Origin of the sequence: Baekduia soli (assembly GCF_007970665.1) — a bacterium.
GTDB classification, from domain to species: Bacteria; Actinomycetota; Thermoleophilia; order Solirubrobacterales; family Solirubrobacteraceae; genus Baekduia; species Baekduia soli.
Window position 1 is genome coordinate 3655428 of record NZ_CP042430.1, and the last position, 24146, is coordinate 3679573.

Annotated in this window: 25 protein-coding genes; 5 read left to right on the plus strand and 20 right to left on the minus strand. The window is 70.2% G+C overall.

Annotated features, from left to right (window positions below; all coding sequences use genetic code 11):
* The first annotated feature begins 135 nt into the window (after window positions 1-135).
* Window positions 136-1308: an MFS transporter gene (locus tag FSW04_RS17550; protein ID WP_146921567.1), complete on the plus strand. Its 1173-nt coding sequence runs from the start codon at window positions 136-138 to the stop codon at window positions 1306-1308.
* Between the two features lie 63 nt (window positions 1309-1371).
* On the opposite strand, the gene FSW04_RS17555 is transcribed toward FSW04_RS17550, so the two are convergent.
* The 8 genes from FSW04_RS17555 to FSW04_RS17585 all read right to left on the minus strand — a co-directional run bounded on the left by FSW04_RS17555 (window position 1372) and on the right by FSW04_RS17585 (window position 8237).
* Window positions 1372-2334 carry a ketopantoate reductase family protein gene (locus tag FSW04_RS17555; RefSeq protein WP_146921568.1) on the minus strand — a complete coding sequence of 321 codons (963 nt, stop codon included), beginning with the start codon at window positions 2332-2334 and terminating at the stop codon, window positions 1372-1374.
* Complete coding sequence (locus FSW04_RS17560; protein ID WP_146921569.1) at window positions 2331-2972, minus strand: RraA family protein; 642 nt, start codon at window positions 2970-2972, stop codon at window positions 2331-2333. Before FSW04_RS17560 ends, FSW04_RS17555 begins: the two co-directional genes overlap by 4 nt.
* A 107-nt stretch (window positions 2973-3079) precedes the next feature.
* Entirely contained in the window at window positions 3080-3841 is a 762-nt protein-coding gene (locus FSW04_RS17565; protein ID WP_228430536.1) for an alpha/beta fold hydrolase, read from the minus strand.
* 20 nt (window positions 3842-3861) lie between these two features.
* Entirely contained in the window at window positions 3862-4776 is a 915-nt protein-coding gene (locus tag FSW04_RS17570) for an acetamidase/formamidase family protein (RefSeq protein WP_146921570.1), read from the minus strand.
* 70 nt (window positions 4777-4846) lie between these two features.
* Window positions 4847-4990 carry a hypothetical protein gene (locus tag FSW04_RS26240; protein ID WP_187368874.1) on the minus strand — a complete coding sequence of 48 codons (144 nt, stop codon included), beginning with the start codon at window positions 4988-4990 and terminating at the stop codon, window positions 4847-4849.
* Window positions 4991-5207: 217 nt separating this feature from the next.
* Window positions 5208-5555 carry a PRC-barrel domain containing protein gene (locus FSW04_RS17575; RefSeq protein WP_146921571.1) on the minus strand — a complete coding sequence of 116 codons (348 nt, stop codon included), beginning with the start codon at window positions 5553-5555 and terminating at the stop codon, window positions 5208-5210.
* A gap of 1049 nt (window positions 5556-6604) precedes the next feature.
* Complete coding sequence (locus tag FSW04_RS17580) at window positions 6605-7363, minus strand: ferritin-like domain-containing protein (RefSeq protein WP_146921572.1); 759 nt, start codon at window positions 7361-7363, stop codon at window positions 6605-6607.
* Between the two features lie 139 nt (window positions 7364-7502).
* Window positions 7503-8237 (minus strand): hypothetical protein, encoded by a 735-nt coding sequence (locus tag FSW04_RS17585; protein WP_146921573.1) that lies wholly within the window; start codon window positions 8235-8237, stop codon window positions 7503-7505.
* A 121-nt stretch (window positions 8238-8358) separates the two neighbouring features.
* On the opposite strand from FSW04_RS17585, the gene FSW04_RS17590 reads away from it, so the two are divergent.
* Window positions 8359-9033, plus strand: a complete 675-nt coding sequence (locus tag FSW04_RS17590; protein WP_187368875.1) for a ferritin-like domain-containing protein — start codon at window positions 8359-8361, stop codon at window positions 9031-9033.
* Between the two features lie 17 nt (window positions 9034-9050).
* The gene (locus tag FSW04_RS17595) at window positions 9051-9716 is read left to right on the plus strand and encodes a ferritin-like domain-containing protein (RefSeq protein WP_146921575.1); all 666 of its coding nucleotides are present in this window, start codon (window positions 9051-9053) and stop codon (window positions 9714-9716) included.
* 69 nt (window positions 9717-9785) lie between these two features.
* Here FSW04_RS17595 and FSW04_RS17600 read toward each other — a convergent pair whose 3' ends face one another.
* Entirely contained in the window at window positions 9786-10037 is a 252-nt protein-coding gene (locus FSW04_RS17600) for a hypothetical protein (protein WP_146921576.1), read from the minus strand.
* A gap of 736 nt (window positions 10038-10773) precedes the next feature.
* Between FSW04_RS17600 and FSW04_RS17605 the strand changes: the two genes are divergently transcribed.
* Entirely contained in the window at window positions 10774-11445 is a 672-nt protein-coding gene (locus tag FSW04_RS17605) for a replication-relaxation family protein (protein ID WP_187368876.1), read from the plus strand.
* Window positions 11446-11487: 42 nt separating this feature from the next.
* Here FSW04_RS17605 and FSW04_RS17610 read toward each other — a convergent pair whose 3' ends face one another.
* Both FSW04_RS17610 and FSW04_RS17615 read right to left on the minus strand, forming a co-directional pair.
* Window positions 11488-12054, minus strand: a complete 567-nt coding sequence (locus FSW04_RS17610) for an RNA polymerase sigma factor (protein WP_146921578.1) — start codon at window positions 12052-12054, stop codon at window positions 11488-11490.
* Window positions 12047-12445 carry a Na-translocating system protein MpsC family protein gene (locus FSW04_RS17615; RefSeq protein ID WP_146921579.1) on the minus strand — a complete coding sequence of 133 codons (399 nt, stop codon included), beginning with the start codon at window positions 12443-12445 and terminating at the stop codon, window positions 12047-12049. Before FSW04_RS17615 ends, FSW04_RS17610 begins: the two co-directional genes overlap by 8 nt.
* Before the next feature lie 296 nt (window positions 12446-12741).
* On the opposite strand from FSW04_RS17615, the gene FSW04_RS17620 reads away from it, so the two are divergent.
* A complete protein-coding gene (locus tag FSW04_RS17620; RefSeq protein WP_146921580.1) occupies window positions 12742-13029 on the plus strand; it encodes a helix-turn-helix domain-containing protein in 288 nt (95 codons plus the stop codon).
* Here the strand turns inward: FSW04_RS17620 and FSW04_RS17625 are convergent.
* The 9 genes from FSW04_RS17625 to FSW04_RS17660 all read right to left on the minus strand — a co-directional run bounded on the left by FSW04_RS17625 (window position 13007) and on the right by FSW04_RS17660 (window position 24009).
* Window positions 13007-14404, minus strand: coding sequence for a tyrosine-type recombinase/integrase (locus FSW04_RS17625; RefSeq protein ID WP_187368877.1), 1398 nt, complete (start codon window positions 14402-14404; stop codon window positions 13007-13009). The genes FSW04_RS17620 and FSW04_RS17625 overlap by 23 nt on opposite strands.
* A 452-nt stretch (window positions 14405-14856) precedes the next feature.
* Entirely contained in the window at window positions 14857-14982 is a 126-nt protein-coding gene (locus FSW04_RS27925; protein ID WP_267128242.1) for a hypothetical protein, read from the minus strand.
* Entirely contained in the window at window positions 14979-15299 is a 321-nt protein-coding gene (locus FSW04_RS17630) for a hypothetical protein (protein WP_146921582.1), read from the minus strand. Before FSW04_RS17630 ends, FSW04_RS27925 begins: the two co-directional genes overlap by 4 nt.
* Window positions 15296-15547 (minus strand): hypothetical protein, encoded by a 252-nt coding sequence (locus tag FSW04_RS17635; protein WP_146921583.1) that lies wholly within the window; start codon window positions 15545-15547, stop codon window positions 15296-15298. The genes FSW04_RS17630 and FSW04_RS17635 overlap by 4 nt, the downstream gene beginning before the upstream one ends.
* Before the next feature lie 2479 nt (window positions 15548-18026).
* The gene (locus FSW04_RS17640) at window positions 18027-18722 is read right to left on the minus strand and encodes an RES family NAD+ phosphorylase (protein WP_146921584.1); all 696 of its coding nucleotides are present in this window, start codon (window positions 18720-18722) and stop codon (window positions 18027-18029) included.
* Complete coding sequence (locus FSW04_RS17645) at window positions 18719-19105, minus strand: hypothetical protein (RefSeq protein WP_146921585.1); 387 nt, start codon at window positions 19103-19105, stop codon at window positions 18719-18721. Before FSW04_RS17645 ends, FSW04_RS17640 begins: the two co-directional genes overlap by 4 nt.
* A 127-nt stretch (window positions 19106-19232) precedes the next feature.
* Window positions 19233-19538, minus strand: a complete 306-nt coding sequence (locus tag FSW04_RS17650; RefSeq protein WP_146921586.1) for a hypothetical protein — start codon at window positions 19536-19538, stop codon at window positions 19233-19235.
* A gap of 2 nt (window positions 19539-19540) precedes the next feature.
* The gene (locus tag FSW04_RS17655; RefSeq protein WP_146921587.1) at window positions 19541-22774 is read right to left on the minus strand and encodes a hypothetical protein; all 3234 of its coding nucleotides are present in this window, start codon (window positions 22772-22774) and stop codon (window positions 19541-19543) included.
* Window positions 22774-24009 carry a hypothetical protein gene (locus FSW04_RS17660; protein WP_146921588.1) on the minus strand — a complete coding sequence of 412 codons (1236 nt, stop codon included), beginning with the start codon at window positions 24007-24009 and terminating at the stop codon, window positions 22774-22776. Before FSW04_RS17660 ends, FSW04_RS17655 begins: the two co-directional genes overlap by 1 nt.
* Window positions 24010-24146: the final 137 nt, after the last annotated feature.

Consider the following 24146-nt stretch of genomic DNA (forward strand, 5'->3'; position numbering starts at 1 on the left):
AGTCGTGGCGGACGCCGGCGCTCCGGGTGCGCGAGACTCCCCTGCCTGCCCGGACCGCCGCCACAGCCACGCACCCGGGTCCGGGCCACACCGGGTCCTGGCCTCGCGGGCCGCATCTCGGGCCGCGCGGCGTTCGTGCTGCAGGCCTCGATCATGGTCACGTTCCTGGCCAGCTCGGCCGCGCCCGCACCGCTCTACTCGATCTGGCAGGCCGAGTGGGGCTTCTCGGCGATCTCGATCACGGTGATCTTCGCCGCCTACGGCATCGCGCTGCTGGCCGCGCTGCTCACCGTCGGCTCGCTGTCGGACTACATCGGGCGCCAGCGGGTGCTGGTCGTCGCGGTCGCCGGCCAGGCCGTGGCGATGGTGGTGTTCGCCCGCGCCGGCGACGTGCCGGTCCTCCTCGGGGCCCGGGTCCTGCAGGGGCTGTGCACCGGCGGCGCACTGGGCGCGGCGGGCGCCGGGCTGCTGGACATCGACAAGCCGCGGGGCACCGTGGCCAACGCGGTGTACCCCCCGATGGGCACCGCGGGCGGCGCGCTGGGCGCCGGCCTGCTCATCGCCCACCTGCCGAGCCCGACGCACCTCGTGTTCTGGATCCTGGCCGCGATCCTGGCGATCCAGACCGCCGGGGTCCTGCTCATGGCCGAGTCCGTCGGGCGGATGCCCGGCGCGCTGGCGTCGCTGCGCCCGGGGTTCAGCCTGCCGCCGGCGACGCGGCCGGCGATGCTCGTGGCCGTCCCCGCGCTCGTCGCGACGTGGACCATGGCCGGGTTCTACGGGTCGGTGGGGCCGTCGCTCGTGCACCTCGTCGCGGACTCCCGCTCGCCCGTGCTCGGGGCGCTGCCGCTCACGCTGTTCGCGGGGTTCGGCGCGGTGTCGGTGGCCGCGCTGCGCACGACGGCGGCCGAGAAGGTGATGGTGTCGGCCGCCGCCGCGCTGCTGCTGGGCGTCGGCCTCACGTTCGCGGGGCTCGAGGTGCGCTCGGTCGTGCTCATCCTGGCCGGCGTCGCCGTCGGCGGGATCGGCTACGGCGCGGGCTTCCACGGCGTCGTCAACGCCGTCGCGCCGCTCGCCGCGCCCCACGAGCGGGCGGGCGTCATCGCGGTGATCTACCTCGTGGCCTACCTGGCGATGTCGCTGCCGGCCGTGCTGGCCGGAGTGCTCGTGGTGCATGACGGGCTGCTGCCCACCGCGCGTGGCTTCGCGATCGGGCTGCTGGTCCTCGGCTCCCTGGCCCTGGCGGGCATGGTCTGGTGGCGCGGGCGCCAGGCCGCCGCGGCCGATGCGGTCCAGAGCCGTCCCTGACCGGCGTGTCCGCCGGCGCGACCGGGGCGCGCCCTGGCGCCCATGGACCGGCGCTCCGGCGGCTCAGCGCACGGCGGGCTCCGGGAAGCGCTGGCCGTCGTAGTTGGCCTCGATCGCCTCGATGAGCGCGGCGAGCGTCGTCAGCGCCGGCGTCGGCACGCCGAGCGCCTGGCCCTCGTCGGCGATCGCGCGGGTGAGCGCCGAGACCTCCGTGCGCCGTCGGGCGATGACGTCCTGGAGCATGGAGGGCAGGTGCTCGCGGCCGTGCTCGTAGGCCGTGAGGTTGCGGGTCAGCGCCTCCTCGGGGTCCAGCGGGATGCCCTTGGCCGCGGCGACGGCGACGATCTCCTCGGTCAGCGTGCGCAGCAGCGCGAACGTGCCCGGGGAGTCCAGGACCAGGCCCATGCGCAGGCGCGTCGTGGAGGCCACGGAGGACATCGCGGCGGCCATCGCCAGCTTGTTCCACACGAGGACGTCGATGTCGTCGCGGACCTCGGTCGGCAGCGTGGCGTCGGTCAGCATCGCCGCGGTGCGCTCGACGATCCCGCGCCCATCCGGGTGGCGGGTGCCCACCCAGGTCATCGACTCGCCGCCCCAGGCGCCGTCGGAGACCGAGATGTGGCCCGGCCCGGCGAGCACCGCGCCGACGGCCGCGACGCCGTAGACGACGCGCTCGGGGGCGACGTGCTCCTCGATGACCTCGACGTTGCCCAGCCCGTTCTGCAGCGTGCACACCGCGGTGTCGGGGCCCAGGACCGGGGCGATGTCGCGCATGGCCTGCGCCGTGTCATAGGCCTTGGTCCAGATCATGACGAGGTCGACCGGGCCCAGCTGCGCGGCGTCGGCGATCGCGCGGCCGCGCGCGACGCGCTCCTCGTCGCCGCAGGTCATCCGCAGGCCGTCGGCGTTGATGGCGTCGACGTGCTCCTGCCACAGCTCGACCCAGGTCACCTCGTGGCCGGCCAGCGCGAGGAACCCGCCGTAGACCGAGCCCATGGCGCCCGCGCCGACCATCGCGACCCTCATGCCTGCGCCGCCAGCTTTCGCAGGGCCTCGCCGTAGGAGCCCTCCTCGTCGAGGATCGCGCCGCCGGCGCGCACGCGCTCCCAGACGGCGTTCTCCTGGGCCTCGATCTCGGCGGCGCGGTCCAGCGCCGCGGGCAGCTCGTCGGCCGGGACCACGATGAGGCCGTCGGCGTCGCCGATGATCCAGTCGCCGGGGGCCACCGTGGCGGCCCCGATCGTCAGGGTCACGTCGATCTCGCCCGGGCCGGGCTTGCCCGCCAGCGGCGTCGTGCCGCGCGCGTAGACGGCGATGGGCAGCTCGCGCAGCTTGGCGATGTCGCGGACGTTGCCGTCCAGGACGATGGCGGCGACCCCGCGCCGGGCGGCCTCCGCGCCGAGCAGCTCGCCCAGGTAGGCGTGCGGCCCGGGGCCCTGGACGACGAGGACGTCTCCCTCCCCCGCGGCCAGCAGGGCGCGCATCAACGCGCTGCCGTAGCCGGGCTCGCACCGGGCGGTGACGGCCGGCCCGGCGATCGTCGCGCCGCCGTGCAGGCAGCGGATCGCGGGATCCAGCCCGTCCTCGAGGCGCTTGCCGCGCGCGTCGCAGATCACCGAGGCGTTCAGGCCCCGCACCGTCTCCGACAGCGACCGTTCGTCCATGCTCACGTGACCCTCCGATGACGTCTTGGCCCGGTCCGGGCCGGGAGGCCCGGGCGGTGGTGGCGCATGCAACCTACCGGCTCGGCGCGCGGTGATCGTTGGGCGCGTCAGCCCAGGCCGGCGGCGAAGGCGGCGATCGCCGCGACCGTCTCCTCCGGCGCCTCGAGGTGCGGGCTGTGGCGCGCGGGCAGCTCGACCCGCGCGACGGCGGCCGGCGCGCCGCGCTCGATGCGGTCCAGCTGCTCCAGCGTCGCGTACTGGTCGTCGACGCCCTGCAGCAGCAGCGTCGGCGCGCGCAGGCGGGCGATCTCCGCCGTCAGCTCCCAGCGCTCGAAGCCCGGCCCGAGCCAGACGTCGCACCAGCCGCCGAACGCGGCGTCGGGGTCGTCGTGGTGGCGGGCCAGGCGCTCGCGCAGCCCGCCGTGCAGGTAGGCCTCGCGCGTGGCGCGGATGCCCGCCAGGGTCACGGGCTCGACGAACACGTGCGGCGCGATGAGCACGGCACCGGTGACGGGCCGGGCGCCCGCGTGGATGAGCGCGATCGACGCGCCGTCGGAGTGCCCGACGAGGATCGGCCGCTCCGCCCCCAGCCCGCGCAGCACGGCGGGCAGCACGTCGAGCGCCTCCTGGGCGAAGAAGGCCGCCGTGCGCGGCGCCGGCGGCGGGTCCGAGCGCCCGTGCCCGAAGCGCGAGAAGGCCAGCACGCGGCGCCCGGTCGCGGCCGCCAGGGCCTCCGGGAACGCGCGCCACAGCCCCACGGAGCCCAGGCCCTCGTGCAGGAGCACGAGCGCCGCGCGGTCCTCGTCGCCGTCCCAGGCCGCGGCCTCCAGGCGGCGTCCGGCGACCGTCAGCCCCAGCGCACCGCTCACGCTTCGCGGGTCACCGCACCTCAGGCCCGGAACGGACCGGGGCAGGCGTCGATCCTGGGGATCGCGAAGCGCGCGATCGTGCCGAAGCCCTCGGCCGGCCTGCAGCCCTGCGCTACGCCCGCGTCGCACGCGACGGACAGGAAGATGAACGCGTCCTCGATCGTGAAGCCGTGCTCGTCGACGAGCATCCGCGCCGCCTCCTCGGAGACGAGCTGCAGCGCTTCGGCGTAGTCCGGCGCCGTGGCGTGCGGCACCCAGCGGTCGTGCAGCTCGGTCACCGGCCACGTCGCCTGGCGGCCCTTGACGACGCCGAAGCGAACGTCGACCTCCCCCGCGATCTCGACGCCGGTGAAGCAGATCTCCCCGTCGCCCATCGCCGCGTGCATGTCGCCGACCGCGAACATGCCGCCGGGCTGGCGCACCGGCAGGAAGATGCGCGCGCCCTTGCCGTGCCAGTGGTCGTCGAGGTTGCCGCCGTGCCGGCCGGCCAGCCCGTTGGCCAGGGTCTCGCCCCCGGTCGCGACGCCGACGACCCCGACCATCGGCATCGCCGGGAACGCCACGCGGTCGTTCATGCGCACGAGTCCGTCACGGACCTCGAACATGCGCGTGACGGGGGCCTGCACCAGCCCGCTGAGCTGACCGAACCCCGGGATCAGCGTCGCCACGCCCCACTGGACCGGCCGCACGTCGAGGATCTCGGCCACGAGCGAGTCGCCCGGCTCGGCGCCCCGCACGGCCACCGGGCCGGTCGCGCTGTTGATGCGCCCCATGTCGATCTCGGTGACGAGGTCGCGCTCGCTCGTGATCTGCCCCGAGAAGCAGTCGTTGGTCTCGAACGTCACGACGTCACCGGGCTCGACCTCCAGCACGGGCTGCAGGTCGGGTCCGAACGACCAGATGACCTGCTCGCGGCCGATCCGATGCGCGGCCATCAGCTCCCCCGTCCCATGGGATCGACGCTACCGCACGGCGCGGCCCGGGCGGCTCAGGACCCGAGGATCATCACCGCCAGCCGGGCCCGCGACCGGTGAGGATCCACCAGCGGTGGTCGCCGGGCGTGGCACCGGGCAGGTCGAGCGGCGCCGCGCCGCCGTGGATCGCGGCGGCGCCGTGGACCATCGCGCGGGAGTCCTCGATGCCCGTCACTCCCCGAGGTCATCGGCGCGCGCCGTCCCGTCGACCGACCCCCCGAGCATGGTGGCGCGTCGCCGCTCTGCTCGGGGCCTCACCGCGGGAGCCGGTTGGTTGAACCCCGACGAATCAGCCGGACCGGGGGACTGCCCGAATCGTCGACCCGTGACGCGCAGATGGGCCACCTCCACCGATGGCCCACCTCGTGCAGCGCGCTCCTCAGAGGCCACGGCTACATCGCGCCAGGTCCCTGCATCTCGTAGTAGCTCCCGACGCGGTCGCGGTAGCCGACGTCGCGGTACTCGTCCGCGTCGAACTCCGGCGAGTCCTTGATCTGGGACTTGCTGCGCGAGACGTACACCGTCTCCTCGGCCCGATCCACGCGGTCGATCACCCCGGCAGGCAACAACACCTTCTTGCCGAAGATCCATGGGCCGGTGTCCACCACGATGTAGCTCGCACCGACGTCATTGCTGGCCTCGTCGATCTTGCCGATGCCGCCGTCCGAAGCCTGCACGCTGAAGCCGACGAGGCTCTCGGTCGACCAGTCCTGCTCGCGATACGCCCACATGTCGCTCATCGCAGCCGTCCTTTCGCTCGGTTGCCCATGGCGTTCCCGGGCCTGGGGGTCGCCAACCACTGAGGTCGGCGACAGCACGTGGGCCGGCACGCTCTGGTGCGCGACCTGGCCCCGAGACGCACACCGCCGCGAACGTACCGGGAAGGGTGCCGCCGGCCGCCCGAGTCGGATCCTCAGAGCTCCGGACAGCCGGCAGGGTCCCCCTCCCGCGGCGCTGGGTGCCATGCGACCGCCGTAGACGACGGACGACGGGCCGTCCCCGTCGCCGTCTCGCCGGAGGTGAGCTACTTCGGTCTCCGCCTTCGTTCGTGCTGGCCGCCGACGGGGAGTCGCCATGCCCGAGATGTCATCGACCCGGCCGCGGGCGGGCTCCGTGGTCCGATCCTCCGACGCCGTTGATCATCGCTTACCAGAGGCATGGGCCGGGAATCTCCAACATGCCGCGCTCTACCTCGCTGAGCTTCGAGACGGGCGACGGCAACGGTCTAGGTGGCGGCTGGCAGAGGGGCCGGCCGCCACCGCATACGAGGGACGCCGGCACCGGCCCGGCCGGAGATCATCGGTGCTGATCCGGGCGCGTCTGGCGTGTTGCCTGACACGGATCAAGAGATTCAGCCGGCCGAGGGAGGCCATGGGCCGGGGAGGACTCGAACCCCCATCAGACGGATTATGAGCGCAGGAATGGGTCATTCCGCTTAGTCTCATTCGATCCGGTTTGGCTCTGCAGAGCGAAATCCTAGCACCCGTTGGGTCCCGCGAGGCCGAGTCCAAAGCTCAGACAGAGGCACGCCGGGGACAGAAACAGGGACAGAGGTCGCAAGCCTCGTCGCAACAGCCATCACTTGGTCTGGGCGAAGGCGCCTACGCCGCAGCACTCATCGCTGGAACCCGGCTCGCGATGCGTTGAGGGGATGACAGCCCGGCTGAGCGGCTGGCATTCCGCCCCTGCGGAGCCCGGTCACGGATGTCACCGGCTGCGGGTCGCGCGGCGACTCGCCGGGTGATCCGGGAGCGCCACGCGACGCTCCCGGGTCACTGGCTTGCCTGCCCTAAGCGTCGATGGGCGTCGGGTCCGGCGTGTTGACCTCGGCGAACGTCGGCGTGCGCGGCGTGATGTCGTCGAAGTCGAAGAACTGCCCGGGCTTGGCGCCCTTGGCCCCGAAGCCGAAGCCAGCGGCCTGCAGTGCCTTGACGGCGTCGAGGATGTCGGTGAAGTCGACCTTCATGTAGATGCGGTCGTTGCCGAGCTGACCGAGCGACTGCAGCGCGAGTGCCCGGTGCACGGCCTCAGCGCCCATGAACTCCGCCGGCACGGCGGCGAGCTTGGGATCGGCCTTGGCGAACGCGCCGACGCCGATGAGGTAGGCGTTGACGAAGATCTGGTCGCCGGCGACCAGCGTCGTCAGGAGACCCGTCTGGCTGGCCAGCACGGCATTGGGGACCCAGATCCGCTTGGTCAGCGGTGTGGCGCCGAGCCCGATGAGCGTGTTGTAGTGCGCCAGCTCCTCCTGGGCCGCGGCGCCGATGTTGCGGCGCGTGACCTTGTCCTTAACGATCGGGCGGCGGTAGCCCAGCGTGTTGACGATCGTCGCCAGGACCTCGGCCGTCGCCGCGACGTTGAGGATCGTCTGGGTCGTGTTGTTGGGGTTGGCCGGACCCGTGGCCGCCGATGCCGCCGACGGCAGCGATCCGATGAGACCCATGCCCCCTAGCGCACCGGCCGCACCCATCATGAACTTCCGCCGCGAGTGCTCCGGGGCGCCGGTCTTGAGGACGGCCTTGTGGAGGACTTCGAGCTCTTCGGACATCTGTGCTCCTTGGGTCGGATGACGCCTGGAGGGCGACCTTGCGCGTGATGACGCAGAGCTCGTCAGACCGGATCATTCGTTGGCACCTCTACGCCATCGTTGCCCCGGCAACGGTCGCCGTGGCTGCAGCAAGGCGGAATCAGCAGGTCAGCGCGGCCCGCGCGCGGACATGGCGCAGGGTGGTCCGCTCGAGCGTGAGGATCCTGCGCAGCAGGCGGCGCGCACGGGCGTCGCGGGTGCGGCGCAGGGCCCGGCGATGGGCGGCGACGTAGCCCTCCCAGCGCCGCGTCGACCGCCGGGCCCGTGCGCACCGTGCGGGGGACTTCATGCTCGGCGACGACGCGGCCGGGGAGCCCGTGGGCGACGGCGGGGCGACTGCCGACGGGTCCCCCGCGGGCGCGGAGGTGAGCGTCCCGGTGCTGTCGACCTGGACCTGCCAGGGCGCTCCCGGCGCGCACGAGGTGCCGACGCTGAGCCAGTAGGTCGCCGGACCCGTGACGGCGACGGTGAACTGCTTCGCGGCCCCGGCGCCGGCGCCCATCGCCTGGCCGAGCGGATCCGAGACACCCGGATTCGCGCCGTACAGCGTCGCGAACGCCCCGTCGGCATCATCGGTGCAGGTGCCCCGCGCGGACTGCGACACCGAGACCGTCACCTGCGCCGCGCCCGGGCCCGCGGAGATGTAGAGCCAGTCCTCGTCGGTGTTGGAGTCCGTCTGGCCCGTGTAGGCCACGCCGGGCTGCAGCGGGCCCGTCGCGGCCGACGGGCTGTCGTCGGGCTCGGCGATCGGGACCGCCGCGCCCGCGCCCCCCGGCAGGGCCAGCGCGACGGCGACGAGGACGGCGACGAGCGATGCGGCGTGATGGACGGGCATAGCACCGGGGAGGGTGCCCACATCGGACACCGCCGGCGCGCCCATTCCCGGTGTGATGATCCGTTCGGCGTCGCGTGCCGCAAACACCCGGCATATGGGCAGCGATCTCCAAGGGAGTCCCATGCATGACCAGGTGAGCGTCGTCGACTTCGACGGCGATGAGGCGGTGGCCGAGGCCGTCGCCGGACTGCAGGAGGCGGGATCGACCCGAGGAGCGTTCTTCCGACGTGCGGGCGCCGTGGCCGGCGCCGGCGCCGCGGCGGTGCTGCTTCCGTCGGCCGTCGCCCAGGCCCGCAGCGGCGGGTCAAAGAAGAACGACATCAAGATCCTCAACTTCGCGCTGACGCTCGAGTACCTCGAGGCCGCGTTCTACGCCGAGGCCCTGGCCGTTGGTGGCTACACGGGCTCCGTGCTGAACTTCGCCCAGGTCGTCGCCTCGCACGAGGCCACGCACGTGGCGACGCTCCAGGGCGTCCTCGGGTCCAAGGCCGTCAAGAAGCCGAGCTTCGACTTCAAGGGCACCACGCGCCACTGGCACTCGTTCCTGCGCACCTCGAAGGTCCTCGAGGACACCGGGGTCGCCGCCTACCAGGGCCAGGCCCCGCTCATCCACCAGAACGCGGTGCTCGGGCCGGCCGGGGCGATCCTCGCCGTCGAGGCCCGCCACGCCGCGTGGGTGCGCGACCTGCTCTACGCGGGCAAGTCCGTCAAGCCCGCGCCGGAGGCGTTCAGCGTCCCCATGTCCATGTCCGAAGTCCTGAGCGCGGTCAAGAAGACCGGCTTCATCACGTCCTGACCCGGGAGACCGACACCATGTTCACCACCAAGCCCAGGGTCGATCTGTCCGGGGTCGTCGCCTTCGACCGCGACGGCGCCCTCCAGGAGACTGAAGAGCACGCCCGGCGCACCTCGCGCCGCGGCTTCCTGCGGGCCTCCGGCCTCGCCGTCGGCGGCGCGGCCGTCGCCGGCAGCGTCCTGCCCGGCACCGCCCTCGCGGCGGGCACCCCGAAGGGCGACGTCGCGATCCTCAACTTCGCGCTGACGCTCGAGTACCTGGAGACCGCGTTCTACGCCGCGGCGCTCAAGCAGGCCGACCTCAAGGGCGAGCACCTGCGGCTGGCCCGCACCGTGCACGCCCACGAGGCAGCGCACGTCGCCGCGCTGAAGAAGGCGCTGGGCTCTGCCGCGGTCAAGAAGCCCTCGTTCGACTTCGGCTCGGCCGTCGCGAGCCAGGGCGCCTTCTCCTCGACGGCCATCACGCTGGAGGACACCGGCGTGCAGGCCTACCAGGGCCAGACGCCGTTCATCCGGTCCAACGCGATCTTCAAGGCCGCCATCTCGATCCACCCCGTCGAGGCGCGCCACGCCGCGTGGATCCGCAACATCTCCGGCCAGGCACCGGCACCCGACGCGTTCAACCCCGCGCTGACCAAGGCACAGGTGCTCGCCGCCGTGACCGGGACCGGCTTCATCCAGTAACCCGCGCGGCGACGCTCGGTCGTCGCAGCGGCCACAGACCTGCCAGCCATCGCCAGCGGTGGCTGGCAGCTACAGGCCGCCCACGTCCTCGTACTTACGGCTGCGCTCGAGCGCTCGAAGCGATCCAGAAGCATCGATCCGGCCGTCCGCGGCGCGGGCCTCACGCAGTCGTGACAGGACACGACCGATGCGCTCCGGTCGCTCGCCGTCGATCACCATGCGCGCCTCGGTGATCGTCAGCACCGTATGGAGGTGAGGACGGACGGCGTGCTCGGCAAGGATCTGCCGGGCCTCCAGGAGCTCTATGTGCTGACGGTGCACGCCTTCGCCTCCAAGTATGGACCGCCACATAGTCGCACGCCGCGTGAAACTCGCCGTGTGGCGCCTGCGAAACCGACCGACGGATCGGGTGCAGCCCGCTGCGTCCCATAGGTCACGCCTGGGCCGGCCGGCATGGACGCTGCTCGCGCGCCACCACCCGACGGTCGGGATCGCCCACCTCCACCCCATCGGCCGACACCATCCGCCACGATCCTCGCCGCGTCCCGCACGTGCTTGATCGCCCGATATGACTCGGCAGTCGTCACGACGATGCCCTCATCGCCGATCGTCGCGCCGGTTCTGGTCGCCGCCGGGTCGCCGTCCTATCGCTTCGTGGACACCCTTCGTCGGGTGAGGGGCCCAGCACCGCCGATCGCCCAGTGACTGCGGGGTTTGACGGCCTGGCGCTGACCCCGACCACCCGCGCTCACCATGTACTTCGTAGCGGTGGCAGAGCTCGGGTGGTCGGTGTCAGGTCCAGGCGGGACGGGCAGCGGGGCTGGCGGTGCTGGGCCCTGGAGCAGATCAGAAGCTCGAGATCTCTGTACAGCGAACCCTGAACAGAAAGAACGACAACGACAGAAGCAGACGGTGGCGCATGCATGACAACGAGAGAGCGGCGACAGATAGGCCGGTGGTCACGGCGGGCGATTGGCCGGTGCGACGCGGTCGGCGCGGGGTGCACGAGGAAGCGCGGGATCGGCGGTGGCTGCAGTGGATCGGCCGATTTCGGTTCGTGACCGTTGATCTGCTGGCATTGCGATTTGGCGTCAGCGTGCAGCAGGCTCGGGCCAGGGTCCGCCGTCTGGAGGGCGAGGGTCTCGTGGTGGCCGTGCGTGCGCACGTCTCAGAACCCAAGGCGATCTACCTGAGCCCCAAGGGCGCGCGGGCCATCGGACGCCGGCCGCGACGCAAGGCACCGCGGGCGGCGGTTCAGCGTGAGCACGAACTCGCCGTTGTCGAGCTCGCCGCCGGCCTCGAGCTGGCCGCGCATCCCGGTGTCGAGGTGCTCAGCGAGCGCGACTGCCAGGGCCGCGAGGCCGACGGTCTCGGTCGTTTCAGCATTGACGTCCTCGACGATCGCGGACAGAGCGGCCGTCGCTGGCCGGACCTCATCGTCTGCCAAGGCGACCGGCGGGTCGCCATCGAGATCGAGTTCGCGACCAAGGCCGCTAGCCGGCTGGCGAGCATCGTTGCTAGCTATCTCGCTAGCGAGCTCGCCGAGGTCCGCTTTCTCGTGGCCTCACCGGCGCTGGCCGCGCGCTTGGCCCGGATCACGACGATCGAGCGCGGCCGTTTGGCCAATCGTCGCATCAGCACCAACGTGGCCCTGAGCATCGCCCCGTGGCAACACGCACCGGAAAGCGTCTACGCCGCGATCGTCCGCAGCGCCGGCGCGTACGGATAATGCCTTGCTGCTGGCATGACGCCCTCGGTCTGGGCGCAACGTTCAGGCGGTGAGGTGCTCGCGGAGGCGCCTCATTCCCAGACGCATGCGACCCTTGACCGTCCCGAGGGGCAGCGTGAGCAACGTAGAGATCTCGGTGTGGCTCAGTTGGCCGAAGTAGGCCAGGGCGATGACCTCGCGCTGGGCGACCGGCAGATCGACCAGCAGGGTGCGCAGATGCTGGGCATCCGCGTCGGCCACGACGGTCCGTTCGACGTCGTCAGGCGACGGGACGACGTCGATGGCGTCGTCGAGCTGGTCGCGATGGCGGTCGTGGCGCGCGTTGCGGCGCAGGCTGTCAAGCGCACGGTGACGCACGATGCTCAAGACCCATGCCGGCACATCGGCCGTGTGCGCCTGATATTGGGCGCGCCCGCGCCAGATGGAGACGAATCCGTCCTGCGTCGCGTCGCACGCGCGATCGGGATCGACGCAGATCGCGCGAGCCAACCGCAGTGCGCGTGGGGCCAGGCGGTCATAGAGCACGGCAAACGCCTCGGCGTCGTCGAGCTGGATGCGCTGCATCAGCTCGCGATCGGAGATCCGCGACAACCACTCGCGATCAGACATCGACGAGGGCGGAGACCGCCGGCTCCGCTGGGTCGCGCGGCTCGAGAAAGAACAGCTCCGAGGCGATGCCGGGAGAGGTCTGGTTGGCGCTCATGAACGCCACCACCCGCCGCTGCGTCAAGCGTTCGATCGCCGCGGTGAACTCGTCCTCGGTCTCGGTCTGAAACGCAACCCGCTTGTCGATGACCGCGCCGTGAAGTCCCTCGGCGACCAGGCGCGTCTCCTCGCTGGTCAGGATGTCCTTCAGGATGCACACGACGACGTCTTCGTTGATGTACGTGATCGCCGACGTGCGGTCGTGGTCATAGACCCGTGCGTACAGCGCGATCATCGCCGCCGAGATCGCTTCGGTCAGATCCGGGCCTTCAAGAGGAACGTCGGCGCCCTGCATGGCGCCTTTCTCCCGGCTCTATCGAAGGCGGACCGGTGGCCAGAGCAGAGGAGAGACCCACGACGCCGAAGGTTCGGCGTACCCAGCCCCGGCGCCTGACACGCCGCACAGAGTGCGACAGCACGCGCCCGGCCCTGTGCCGACCATTTACGGTCGAACATCTCCACGGGCGTCGCCAGTCGAACGATGTCCGACCCGCACCGGGCGAGCCAGGCGCCTTGAGGCCAACGTCGCACGGGACGACAAGCCGCCCATCGCCCTATGGGCCATGCCCACAACGCTCTCTGGTCGCTGACATGACGCCCGGCGTCGCTCATCTCGCGGCGGCGATCGCCGCCGCGCTGGAGGACCCTGATTTCGCCGCAGTGGTCAGCCAGCAGCGCCGGTCGCCGAGCCGTCCGAGCTCGATGCTCTCCGAGCCGATGCTCGATGCCGCAACGGTCGCGGGGTTGCTGGGCATCCCCACCAAGACCGTCCACCAATATGCCCGTGAGGGTCGGCTGCCCTCCTACAAGGTCGGACGGCGCACGATGTTCGTACGCCGTGAGGTCGAAGCGGCGGTCAGCGCGGGTCAGCTGCGCTAGTCACCGGCGCCGCCGCGAGGTCTTCGGCGACGGGCCCGAGCTCGGTGGCAAAGACCTCGCCGAGTCGCCGCGCGGCGTCGTGCTGGGGCACGTAGTGCACGTAGCGCATCGTGGTCTTGATGTCGGCATGGCGCATCCAGCGCTGGACGTCTGACAGGGGGAAGGCCCGCACCGCCAGCGTGCCGAACGTGTGGCGCAGATCGTGAAAGCGGATCGGCGGGTGCTGCTGGCGAAGGTAGCCCAGCCCGGCCAGGGCGAGCGCTCGGTAGAACGCGTGGCGTGCCGACTCGATGTCGGCCATGCGCCCGTCGATGGCCGGAAACACGAAATCAAACTCGCCGGCGTACATCGGGTCGGCCGCAGGATCGTCGGGATCCAGCCGGCGGCGGGTCAGCGCCTCCAAGGTGCGCGCAGCCTGCGGAATGAGCGGCACCGATCCCACCCGACCGGACTTGGGCGGCTTGTCGCCAGCCGAAGCCGGCAGCGAGGCCGGGGCGTTGCGACGTACGTGTAGCACCGCCCCGGCCCAGTCGACGTCGCGCCAGCGCAGCGCACGCAGCTCGCCGAGGCGCAGCCCGGTGTAGGCCGCGATGCGAATGCACGCCGCCCAGTGCTGGGCGTTCCAGCGACGCTGCAGCGTCAGCGCGTAGGCGTGGCGGTGGGTGACGGTGGTGCGACACCGCGGGCCGGCCAGCATCGGCGTCCAGTCGGTAGCCGCCGCGCGGGCCACCGCCTCGACCTGGGCGGGCTGCAGGACATGAAACTCGCCGGTGCTCTTGGCCACCGCGACCCGCTCGGCGTCGGCCATCGGGTTGTGGGCGATGAGGCCGCGACGCTGCGCACGACGCAGGATGCCGTTGAGCGCGATGAACAGCTGGCGGATCGAGTCGCGCGACAGCGGCCGGCCGGTGGCCGCGGTGCGCTCGCCGCGCACCAGCGCCCCGATGTAGGCGTCGATGCGTTCGGTGGTGATCGCGCGCAGCGGCGTGCGATCACCGAAGGCGGGCACCAGATGCACGCCCACCAGGCTGCGGTAGCGGTTCAGCGTGGTGGTGGCGATCCCGCGCTCGACCTCGACATAGGACAGCCAAGCCGCGGCCGCCGCACCGAAGCTCGCGTCGGCGGCGCCCGGACGGCGAGCGACCGGCACCGCGCGCTCGGACTCCAGCAGTACGCGCAGCGCCTCCTGGGCCTCCTTGGGGGTCAGCGAGCCTTCGGGCTTGGTGCCGTCGGCCGCTCGCCACACCGTGGCGCCCCTGGGGGTAGCGCGTCCGCTGTCTTTGACCCAGGCCGGCCCGAGCACCTTGCGCGTGGAGCTGCCGTCGGCGCGCCGGTACTTGGCCACCCAGACGCGACCACGGCGGTAGGTCTCCACGCGCAGGTGGCCACTGACGTTCACCGCGGCCTCCAGGCCGACGGGCCCTCCGGGGCGTCGCACCGGGCTGCCGGCGGCGAGAGGGCGGCCACGAGAACGGGCTCGGGGGGCAGAACGGGACACGTCGGGATGACCACGTCCATGAGGGCGCTGGCCGGCGGCCATCTCCTCGCCCCTGTCCGGGCGGCTGGGGGACAGAGATCGGGGACAGAATTCGCGCTGTGACCGCCGATGGACCCCGAATATGGCTCTAGAAAGCCACAAACGACAGTGGGCCGGGGAGGACTCGAACCCCCACCCGACGGATTATGAGTCACGGCCTGGGCCGTTGGTTGAGGCTCCCCGACGTGCGAAACGCACTGTTTCCGGGGCTCCTGAGCTTCGCGAGATCCGTCGATTTGGCGACAGGACGAAGAACAGGAGCCCCTAGAGAACAGGGCGAGGAACAGGATTCAGTCGCCCGGCCGGACCTCCCGCTTCCGCCCGTTGGGCAGCGACCGCCAGCCCGCGACGGCTCGTGCGACGCGCACCGTCGGGATGGCCGGCTCGATGCGACGGGTGTCCCGGGCCTGGCTCATGCCGCCACCTGCCCGGTCGACTCGGCGATGGCCGCCAGCACCTCGGGAGGCAGCGCCTCCCGCGAGGGAAGGCCGTGCTCGGCGAGATAGGTCAGCAGCCGGCGGACCGTCGCTGTCTTCAAGCGCTCCCCGCTGTAGACGGCGTCGACGTCGGCCAACGCTTCGCGCAGCTCTCGAATCTCGCGACGGAACTTCCGAGCCGGCTGCTGGCCCAGTCCCGGGAGCTCGGCGTGTTCGAAGACGTGTTCGACGATGCCGAGCATGCGCCACGGCGCGGCGAGCTCCAGGTGCTCGAGGACCACGGGCGACGGGGTCATCGCCGCCACCCCTCAGGCGCCAACGCGTCGAGGATCGACGCGTCCTCGATGATCTGTCGCACCCAGTTGCCGGCGTCGGCGAGGTTCACGACGGCCTCGCCGTCGAAGTACTGCTCGAAGTGCTCACCGGCGATCTTCAGGTCCTCGGCGAGTCGCACGCAGACGGCGTATGACGCGGTCTTGCGCTGGGCGTCCGTCAGGTTGACGGGGCCGGGATCGGGCGTGCCGATACCCTTGGTGATGCTCATCAGGTCCCTCCTGGTGGGCCATGGCCCCGGACGCTCCAACGTCGCGGGGCCGCTTTTGTATTGGGGTCGAACTACTACCACTCTCGGTGATCGGCTGCAACCACAAACCGTTTAGTGCTGCTGCGCGGAGATGCCACCACCGACGCGGCCTGTTGTACACCCTGTTTCCGGCGTAGGCGTATGTACCTGTGCCGGGGATAGGTTAAAAAGCCTTGTGGTTGAGAGGCTCAAGTGGCGTGTTGCTGACTGGGCAGGTAGCAACATTGGGGCTTGACAAGTTGCGGCCCCGGCCGTTCAGGTCCCGTTCAGAGGCAGCGGCCTAGGCTCGCGCCCGACGGACGCCCTCGGGACGGGGGCTAGGTGTTGACCACGGCCCTTGCATGGCGGCCCGTATGGGTTTGCGGGGGTCGTGGTCGCCCACCCCCGCTGCCACACCTGCTGTAACTTGGCGCGGGTGAAGCCGTCAGTGCTTGATGAGGCGACCGCCAAGATGCTCGAGCGAGCCGTCCGTCACGGCCTTGACCCATGGCGTGTCGTCCACATCCTCGGACTCGATCCCGAGGCCGCCGGCGTGGTCATCGACGCGGCCAACGCAGAACACTCCGCCCCGGATTCCGTGACCCACGCATAGGCCGCAGCAGGTATGCGCCGCGTCGAGGCGAACCAGCTCCTGGGAGCCGACACGATCTTGTCGGCAACCTCTCTGTGAGTTGCACCTGCCGCCCACGGCAGACCTGGCGACCGCCGGCCTCAATGAGGGGCCGGCGGACCGCCGTCTCACCCGTCGACGCCAGGCCAACCAATGATGGCGACCTCGGCGACGTAGGGCACGAGCTCGCCGCCGCATCGCGCACACCGAATGCCGGCCACGGTCTTAGCGATCCACTTCAGCCCGCAAGCCACGCACACGAAGCGACGATCCATGGGTCCAGGATCCCGCCCGACACATGACGGCATCATCCGTAGTCGTCCGTGCCAACGCTGCGGCATCCCTGCCCTTGCCGCCGTAACTTCTAGCGACGTTCGGCGACCGTCACTGCGTGCAGCGGACAAAGGTGGCCGGCAACCTCGCGCCCATGGAAACGGACAGACATCGCCCACCCGTCCGGCAGCGAGCCGCCCACATGAGCCACGAAAAGCTCGCTCGAGCGATCACAACGCGGGTGGTCGCAGACCACGAACCCCGAATGTCCATCTTGGGACACAAACATCGTGCCCCAAGGTATAGCGCCAGATCGCTCACTGCTGAGCGAGACCTCAGCAACGACGGCGCTCCCTCACGAGCGATACGTCAGATTTCGGACTATGGCGCAACGGCGCTCACACAGCGGGCCGAATACACCGCCTGGGAGGGACAACCCGAAGAGACCAGCGTGTGCCCCGGCCTGAGGGGCCGGGGCACACCGGTTTCGGTACTCTCGCAGCACGATGTGTGCCGGTTGCGCAATGGCAGCGATGGCAGGGGCCAGCGGAGTTCGGTCCTGGCTGCAGGCCCACCACATGACGTGGCTTACGCCCAGGCGGTTGCGAGGCGCGACCATCGCGCTGTTCGTGGCGGGAACCCTCGTCTCATCCGTCGGCCTAAGCGGCTCGACCAAAGCGCCGCATCGGCCGGCACCTCAGCACGCGGCCTCGCTGCCGCGATAGCAAGACCTTGGCACAGGACGGGGCGCTGGCTCGAGCCGCGCCGGTGCGCCCCTGCGCACATCGCGTCTAAGGCCCCTCGCAGGCCCGCACAGACCACGAACGTACGTTCGAATAGCTACCCACACGCGAACCTCGAAATCCCCGCAAAAGGGCCGAAAACGCAGAGGGCAGACGGGGCGGTCCCCAGACAACACCGCGAGCCACCCCGCCACACGCCTTCACTCGCCAGCCCCACGGCGTTTCTACGCGGAGCCGGTACGCAACACTACCCCCAGTCAACACCTACAACAACGCCTAGCGGCGGCCAAAATGCCAGGGACGGGCTGTGATTTTAAGGTGACCGGGGCCGATCGCGCGGCGACACTCCCCCGCCCCGTGCCCTGCCACAGAGCTATCGGCTCGGGCCGGCGGAGGCGTTTGGATGCGCTGCCTCAAGAGATCGTGCGCGCTGCGACATCAGTACAGATCTCACCGTGGAGGCGTGCCATCGTTGACCGCCGGCCGAGGTCGGCACGCCCCACGCGTCGAGGCGTCCAGCAATGTCCCGAAGCGTCATGCCGTCGCGGCGCCAGCCCAGGAGCTGCTCGAGCTGCCAGTCCGGGACCGGCGTGGGCCGACCACGAGCGGATGAGCAATCCGCAGCAACGGCCTCTTGATCCCTTGCGGTTGTTGGCATTGCGAGACTCCTGTTCTCTGGCCTGTTCCCCAGCACCCTTGTACACGTGACGGATTCGCGCTCACGAGGCGCCCTGGCGTTGTGTGAGAACGACATCACACAGTTACGCGGGCGCGCGGCGCCAAGCACAATCGGCGCATCAAGCGAACGACTGGTCTACTGGCGTAGGACCAGGCTGAACTCCGAGCAGACCTGCAGTAGCTCGGGGACGGCGTTGGTCAGGGGTGTCTGCACGGGTGTGGGGCGCAGCCGTGCGCGGCCCTCAAACAACACGACGCAGCCCAACGTGTCTAGAGCCGAGGCAAAGCGCAGTCCCGACGCGCCCTTGTCGTATAAGTCACGCGAGAAGTTCTGGGTGATCTCGCGGTCGCTCGACGTAATCTCAGACACGTCAAGCTGCAGCAGGTCGTGGGCGGCCAACAGCAACGCGTGGGCGCTAGCCAGCTGTTCCATTAGCCGGCGCTCCCGCAGGTCGACCAGGTGGCCCGAGCGGGCAACGCGCCCCGCCACTAGCACGTTGTTTTGGCGCCACACGCGCGTGACCTCGCCTGCCGGGGACAGGCGATGGCCAGCCGCGATGCCCTGGGCATGCTGCAACTCCGCGAACTCGGCTCGGGCCTTGAGGTTGGGTCGCAGCGGCGCCAGCACCTCGCGCAGGCAGGTCAGCCTATGGTCCGCCGCGTAGATGGTGCGGTATTGGTGCTGAGGGTCGTCGAACCGGCTATTCCACGAGCACACCGCGCGGGGCGGGTAGCCGAACGGCCCGTCAACGTGACCCACCCGCCAGACGAACTCCAGCCGCGTCGCCAACGGCCGGCTCGCGCTGATCGCCAGCGGCGGCGGATCGATCACTCAGACGAGCGAGCGAAGGCCTTGGCTGCCGGGACGACCTGGCGCAGGTCTTCGGCCGAACGGGCATGACGAACCACCCACGCCGGCGCCTCGTCGCCCATCGCCGGATGAGACCCGAATAGCCAGGACTCCGCGGTAGCCTCGTCGTAAGCACCGGCGATCATCCGTGCCGCGGTGTAGGCAGTACGGATGCGCAGCTCCTGGATCGAGTTGGGCTGGTCGGTGCCGGACATCCAGGCTGATAGCAGCACGGTGTCGGTCAAGCCGCACAGGTACACGCACAACTGGTCGCCGAACTGGCGTACCAGGACGCCGACCAGCGTTTCGGGCGATCCGGCCCGAGCTTCGCTTTCGATGCTTTCGCTGAGCAGTTCAGGGGTCATGCTGTGTCCCGACAGCTTGATACATCTGTCTTAACGCTACTTCTGCCTTGACGCTACTTGCTTGATCGGCTGCCAGCAACGTGCCATGAGGCGACACCGACCACTGTCGTAGCCCGCCGAGGCCCCCTTATGCGCCGAGCACGTGCCGGGCATCGGCCTCCACATGGCCCAGCGTCTCCACGGCCAGGTGCGTAGCCACGTGCTCGAACGTGTTCTCGGGCTCCCCGAGGATGTCGAGAAGGAACGTGATGTCTAGGCCGCGACCGAACAGACGCAGGGCTTCGTCGCGGGTGACGGGCTCCGGCGCCGTGTCGAGAAGGCGCAGTAGCTCGCGCGTGTGCGTGAGGAGCCGGAGGCAATCGCGGTGTCGTCTGGTCTCGCACTCCCAGGCTTGGTCGCCGTGGGTGTAGATGGCCTCGTCGAGGTCGAGCACGGCTAGCCGCCCGACTTCTGCAGGAAAGCGTCGAGGCGCTTCTGCAGGTCCTTGTTGGGGTCGCGGGTGACGAAATCGTTGATCTTCCTCTGGAAGCGCTCTTCGTCGGTCAGTGGCCGGCGCTTCAGCTTCGTGGCGGTCGGGATGCCGACGCTGGCCTCGAGCCGGTCCCGCTGACCGGCGAGCTTGTGCTGCTTGTCGAGTAGCGCCTGGTAGGCGGGCGCGTACTGGCCGTGGTGCTTGGGGTCTTCGGCCTGTCCGAAGTCGCGCATGTGCGCGAGCTCGATGCCGACGTCGCGCAGCTCGGTCTTGACGGTCGACAGCGCTCTGGCGTCGGTCTTGTACGGAGTCGCCTTAATGCCCGTGGCGAACGCCAGCCGTGCCTGCGCGGAGGTCTGGTTGCGGGTGCCGCGGTCGGGCAGGAGCTGCTGGATAGCGAAGTTGCCTTCGGGCAGCGAGCGGACGGCGTAGTCGGTCTTGGCGTACCACGCCCAAGCCTTGTGACCGGTGTTGGGGTCGATCCAGTCGTGAGTGACGCCGAGCTTTTTCGCCAGCCCGGGCACCGTTTCGGCGAGCACTGCGATGGCGTCGGGCGCGCGGGTGTAGGGGTGCTGTGGGTCCTGGATCTGGCCCTGGAAGAAGATGGAGTGGTTCTCGAGGATCTCGCCGACGGTCTTGAAGAACGTGACGCGGTTGGCGATGTTCTGCCACTGGTCCTGGGCGCTGGGCGAGAGCTGGTTGAGATCGGTCTGCGGCGGGGCGGCGAACAGGTTGTAGACCTTGCCGTTCCACCGGATCGGGATCGGCAGGCCGCGCTGCTCGTAATCCTTGAGCTGCGATGCGTACTCGTCATACGAGCCGAAGCCGGCGGCTTGTGCGGCCGTCGTTAGGACCTTGGAGAACGTGGCGGCTTTGCCCGGCCGGGTCAGGATCTTCATTGCCTGCAGCCGGGTGTTGCGCGCAAAGAACGTGTAGAACGGGATCACGCGGCGCGCGAAGGCTCGCTCGAACGGCGTCACGTCGCCGTAGTCGAAGTGGTGCTTGGCGACCCAGTCGGCGGCTTGGGCGGGGCTCAGGCCGCGCTTGCGAGCCGACAGGTAGGTCGCGAGCCGCGGGAGGTCCTCGCGGTACTGGGAGGCTCGTTGGATCGGGCCGGCCTTGCCGGTGAGGTCTGTGAGCTCGCGGCCGATGAAGCCCTGGCCGACCGCTCCGTGCGCCTCGGCCTCGGCGAGCAGTTCGCCGTGGGTGTAGGTCTTGTCACCGATCTTGATGTTCTTGGTCAGTCGCTTCGGTGCGGTCGCGCCGCCGGTGAAGTGCTCGGCGGAGCGCTCGGCCCGGTTGCGTACTGCGCGGGTCTCGAGGATCTGGGCGGCCTGCCTGAAGCTGTGAGCTGACGTGTCGCCCAGGAACGCGTTGAGGCTGTCGCCGTAGAGGTTGCGGAGGTGGTACGCGGGGTTCGGGACCGTGTAGGCGGTCTTCAACGCGCCCTGAGCCTTGTCGTAAATTCGTGCCGGCCCTTCGGCCGCTGCTCCGCCCCGGAGGCGCTGGGTGAGGTCGTGGACGTCGGCCAGGTGCAGCACGACGTAGCGGCCGGGGCGCTCGCCGCCGACGACCCTTGCGATCTCGGCCTTGTCGGGCTTGAGGTCGCCGCGTACATCGGTCTTGCCGACCGCCTCGAGCCCGTCGGGGTTGACCTTGTAGACCATGTCGCCATCGTGGAGGTGCAGTTCCTGGTGAGGCTCGACGGGACGGGCATGGTTGGCGACCGACTGCCAGAAGTCGTGGAGGCTCGCGCGAGCGGCTTCCTTGTTGGCCTTCTTCGCGACGATGCGCGGCAGGTCCTCAGTGAAGGGGCTATTGCCCTCCGCGCGGAGCTCGGCGAGGGTCTTGTCGATCTTGCGCGCGTGCTCCGGCGCGACGGTGACGCGGCCTCCACCCTTGCTCTTGCCCGCCGGACCGACCATGTCCTTGTGGACGTGCGGAACGTAGTTCTCGCGGGCGGGACCGGTGAGGTCGCGCGCGGCAGCATCTGAGTGCATGCGACTGAGATCGCCGCTGATCGTCGTCGCGACATGCTGCAGGCGCACCGGCAGCTCGTCGACGGTGCCAGCCTCGATCGCATCGATGACCGACTGATAGTCCTCGGGCTGCTGGATGGCCTTGGGGAGCGCGTGGCCGTAGCGACGCTCGATGGCCTGGGCAGCGACGTGGGTGCCGGCGCGGTGGCGCGCCTCGGCCTCGCGGAAGGCGGCGTGCTGCTCGGGGGTGCGCGTCTTGGGCCGGAAGTCGTGGATGATGGCTTTGCCGACGCCTTGGACCGGGCCGGACTCGCGGACCTTCGTCGCGACCTTCGACGCTCCCGTCTTGCGCATCAGGTAGGAGGTGGCGCGACCGGAGGTCTTGATTTCGCCGCCGATGTCGGTCAGCGGGATGTGGCCGCGAAGACCGATCTGCAGGCCCTTGTTGAGCTCGCGCTCGAGGCCGTCGGCGGCCACCTTGCGCAGCGGGGCTCCGGTGCCGGCCGTGAGATAGGTCGTTGGGTCCGTGCCAACGTCGAGGGCAAACCCGCCGACCGTGCGCAGCGCCTTGTTGTGGACGCCGAGGTGCTGCAGGACGGTGGAGAACGTCGTCTTGTCCTTGCCCTCCAGGCCCCGTGTCAGTGCGTGGTGCGCGGACCCAACGCCCTTGCCCTGGGCGATCGCGTCGGCCGCCCCGGCGATGCCGTGAGACGGCCTAGCGACGGTGTCTAGGACCTTGACGGCGGGGGCTACTACTTTCGCCTGGATTGCAGCCTGCTGGATGCGGGTGCCGACCTTGACCGGCCGCTGACCGGTCTCCAGGAACCGGCGCATCTCCGCATCAGAGCGCGGCCGGTCGACGATCGTCTTGTCGATCGGGACGAACACCGTCTTGCGGTTCGACAGATCCAGCTGCCCGTTGGTCGGGGCCTGCCGCCCGTCGCTCGCGGCCTGGACGTCGTTCAGGTAGGCCTGGGTGCGCTTATAGGCAACCGCCCGGTTGCGGTCCGTGTTGCCCTTGGTGTCCTTCGCCTCCGTCTGGCGGCGACGGATCTGCTTGACCTCGCGATCGACTACGGGCTTGGCCTGGCGCATCCCGTAGTCGGCGCCGCTGGACGCCACGTCCCCCTTCGGCGGTTTCACGACCGCGGGCTTGGCGGGCCTGCGCAGCTTCGGGGTCGCCTTGCCGGCCCCGCCGCCCGTCTCGATGCCGCGCATTAGCTGCCCGCCGGGTTAGCGAGCTCGCCGATCTTCTGCACCCAGCTCGAGGGCTTGGGCGGGGCGGGCTTGGCCTGCGGGAACTTCGAGACGCCGCGCTGCTTGAGTCGCTGCGTCGTCTTGGGCCCAAGGCGTCCGTCGTGCGTGGCGGCCTGTACTGCCGCGCGTGCGAGTGCGCTGTTGACGTTCTCGCTGATGAGGAAGTCGACGAGCAGGCCGGGGTCCTTGGTGAACTTGCCGCTCGTGTCAGACGACAGCGATCGATGCGCTAGGCGCAGCGCCTTGTCGAACGCATCGTTGGCGGCCTGGCGCTGACGACGCGTGTTGCCGAACTCGTCCTTGGTGTTCGCCGGTGAGGTCGAGGTCTTGTTGTCGTGAGCGATGATCGTTCGGCGTGCGTCGGGCGTCATCTTCTGCCACTCGGCGAGCGAGTACCCGTGCTTCGCGGCCACCGAGGCGGTAGCCGACGTGTCTGCAGCCTTCGGCTTTCCGGTGGACGGGTAGTAGCCGTGAGCTTGGAAGTACGCCTGGTCAGCCGCGGAGCGCGCGGTATCGGTCTTCGTCTTGGCGGTCTTTGCGGCCGTGCCCGCCGCGGTGGCCACGTTATTGGTGATCTGCGAACCGGTGAGCGCCGCCTTCAGCGCGTTGTCGGCCTCGTCGGAGAGCACCTTGTCGTGCGTCGTCGTGCGGAACGTCCCCAGGTCGCTGGCCAGCTGCTTGACCGCGGCGTCCTGCTTGTCCTGCTCGCCGCGCTGCAACCCGAAGCTGTTCAGCCCCATGTTCGTGAGGTAGTCGTTTTGGTTGGCGCCGAGCGTCTGCGCGAGTGCAGCCTGGTTCTGGATGCCCGCGGAGCGAACCGCGGCCGCCGCCTGCGCCCTGGCGGCGCCCTCTGCGTCCATCGGTGCGCCGGCAAGCTGGCCCGTGTCGCCCTGGGCGGCGGTCGCCATTCCCTGCAGTGACGTCACCTGCTGCCCGGATGCGGTCTGCTCCGCCGCGCGCGCGGCGTTGATCTGGTCCCGGTAGGCCTGGAACCAACCCGGGAGGCTCTGGCCGCGCTGCGCAAGCGCCGCCTGCTGCGAACCGAACTGGGCCTTGGCCATCGCATCGACGACGGCCTTGATCTGCTTGTTGGTATAGCCGGACCCAGGGGCAGCTGGAGCGTTGTTATAGGTGTTTGTCTTGCGCTGCTTCAACTGGTCGGCCGTCAGCGCGCTATCCGGCAGCTTCGACCGCAACCCAGGATGAGCGAGCCATTGCGCCAGACGGTCCCCACCCGTAGGGATACCGTGAGGCGCAGTGGCACGGGACCCTGACGACGAGAACGAACCAGGCGCCGGCCTCCCCGGCCGGCGCAGCTTGAGATTGCCCGTCG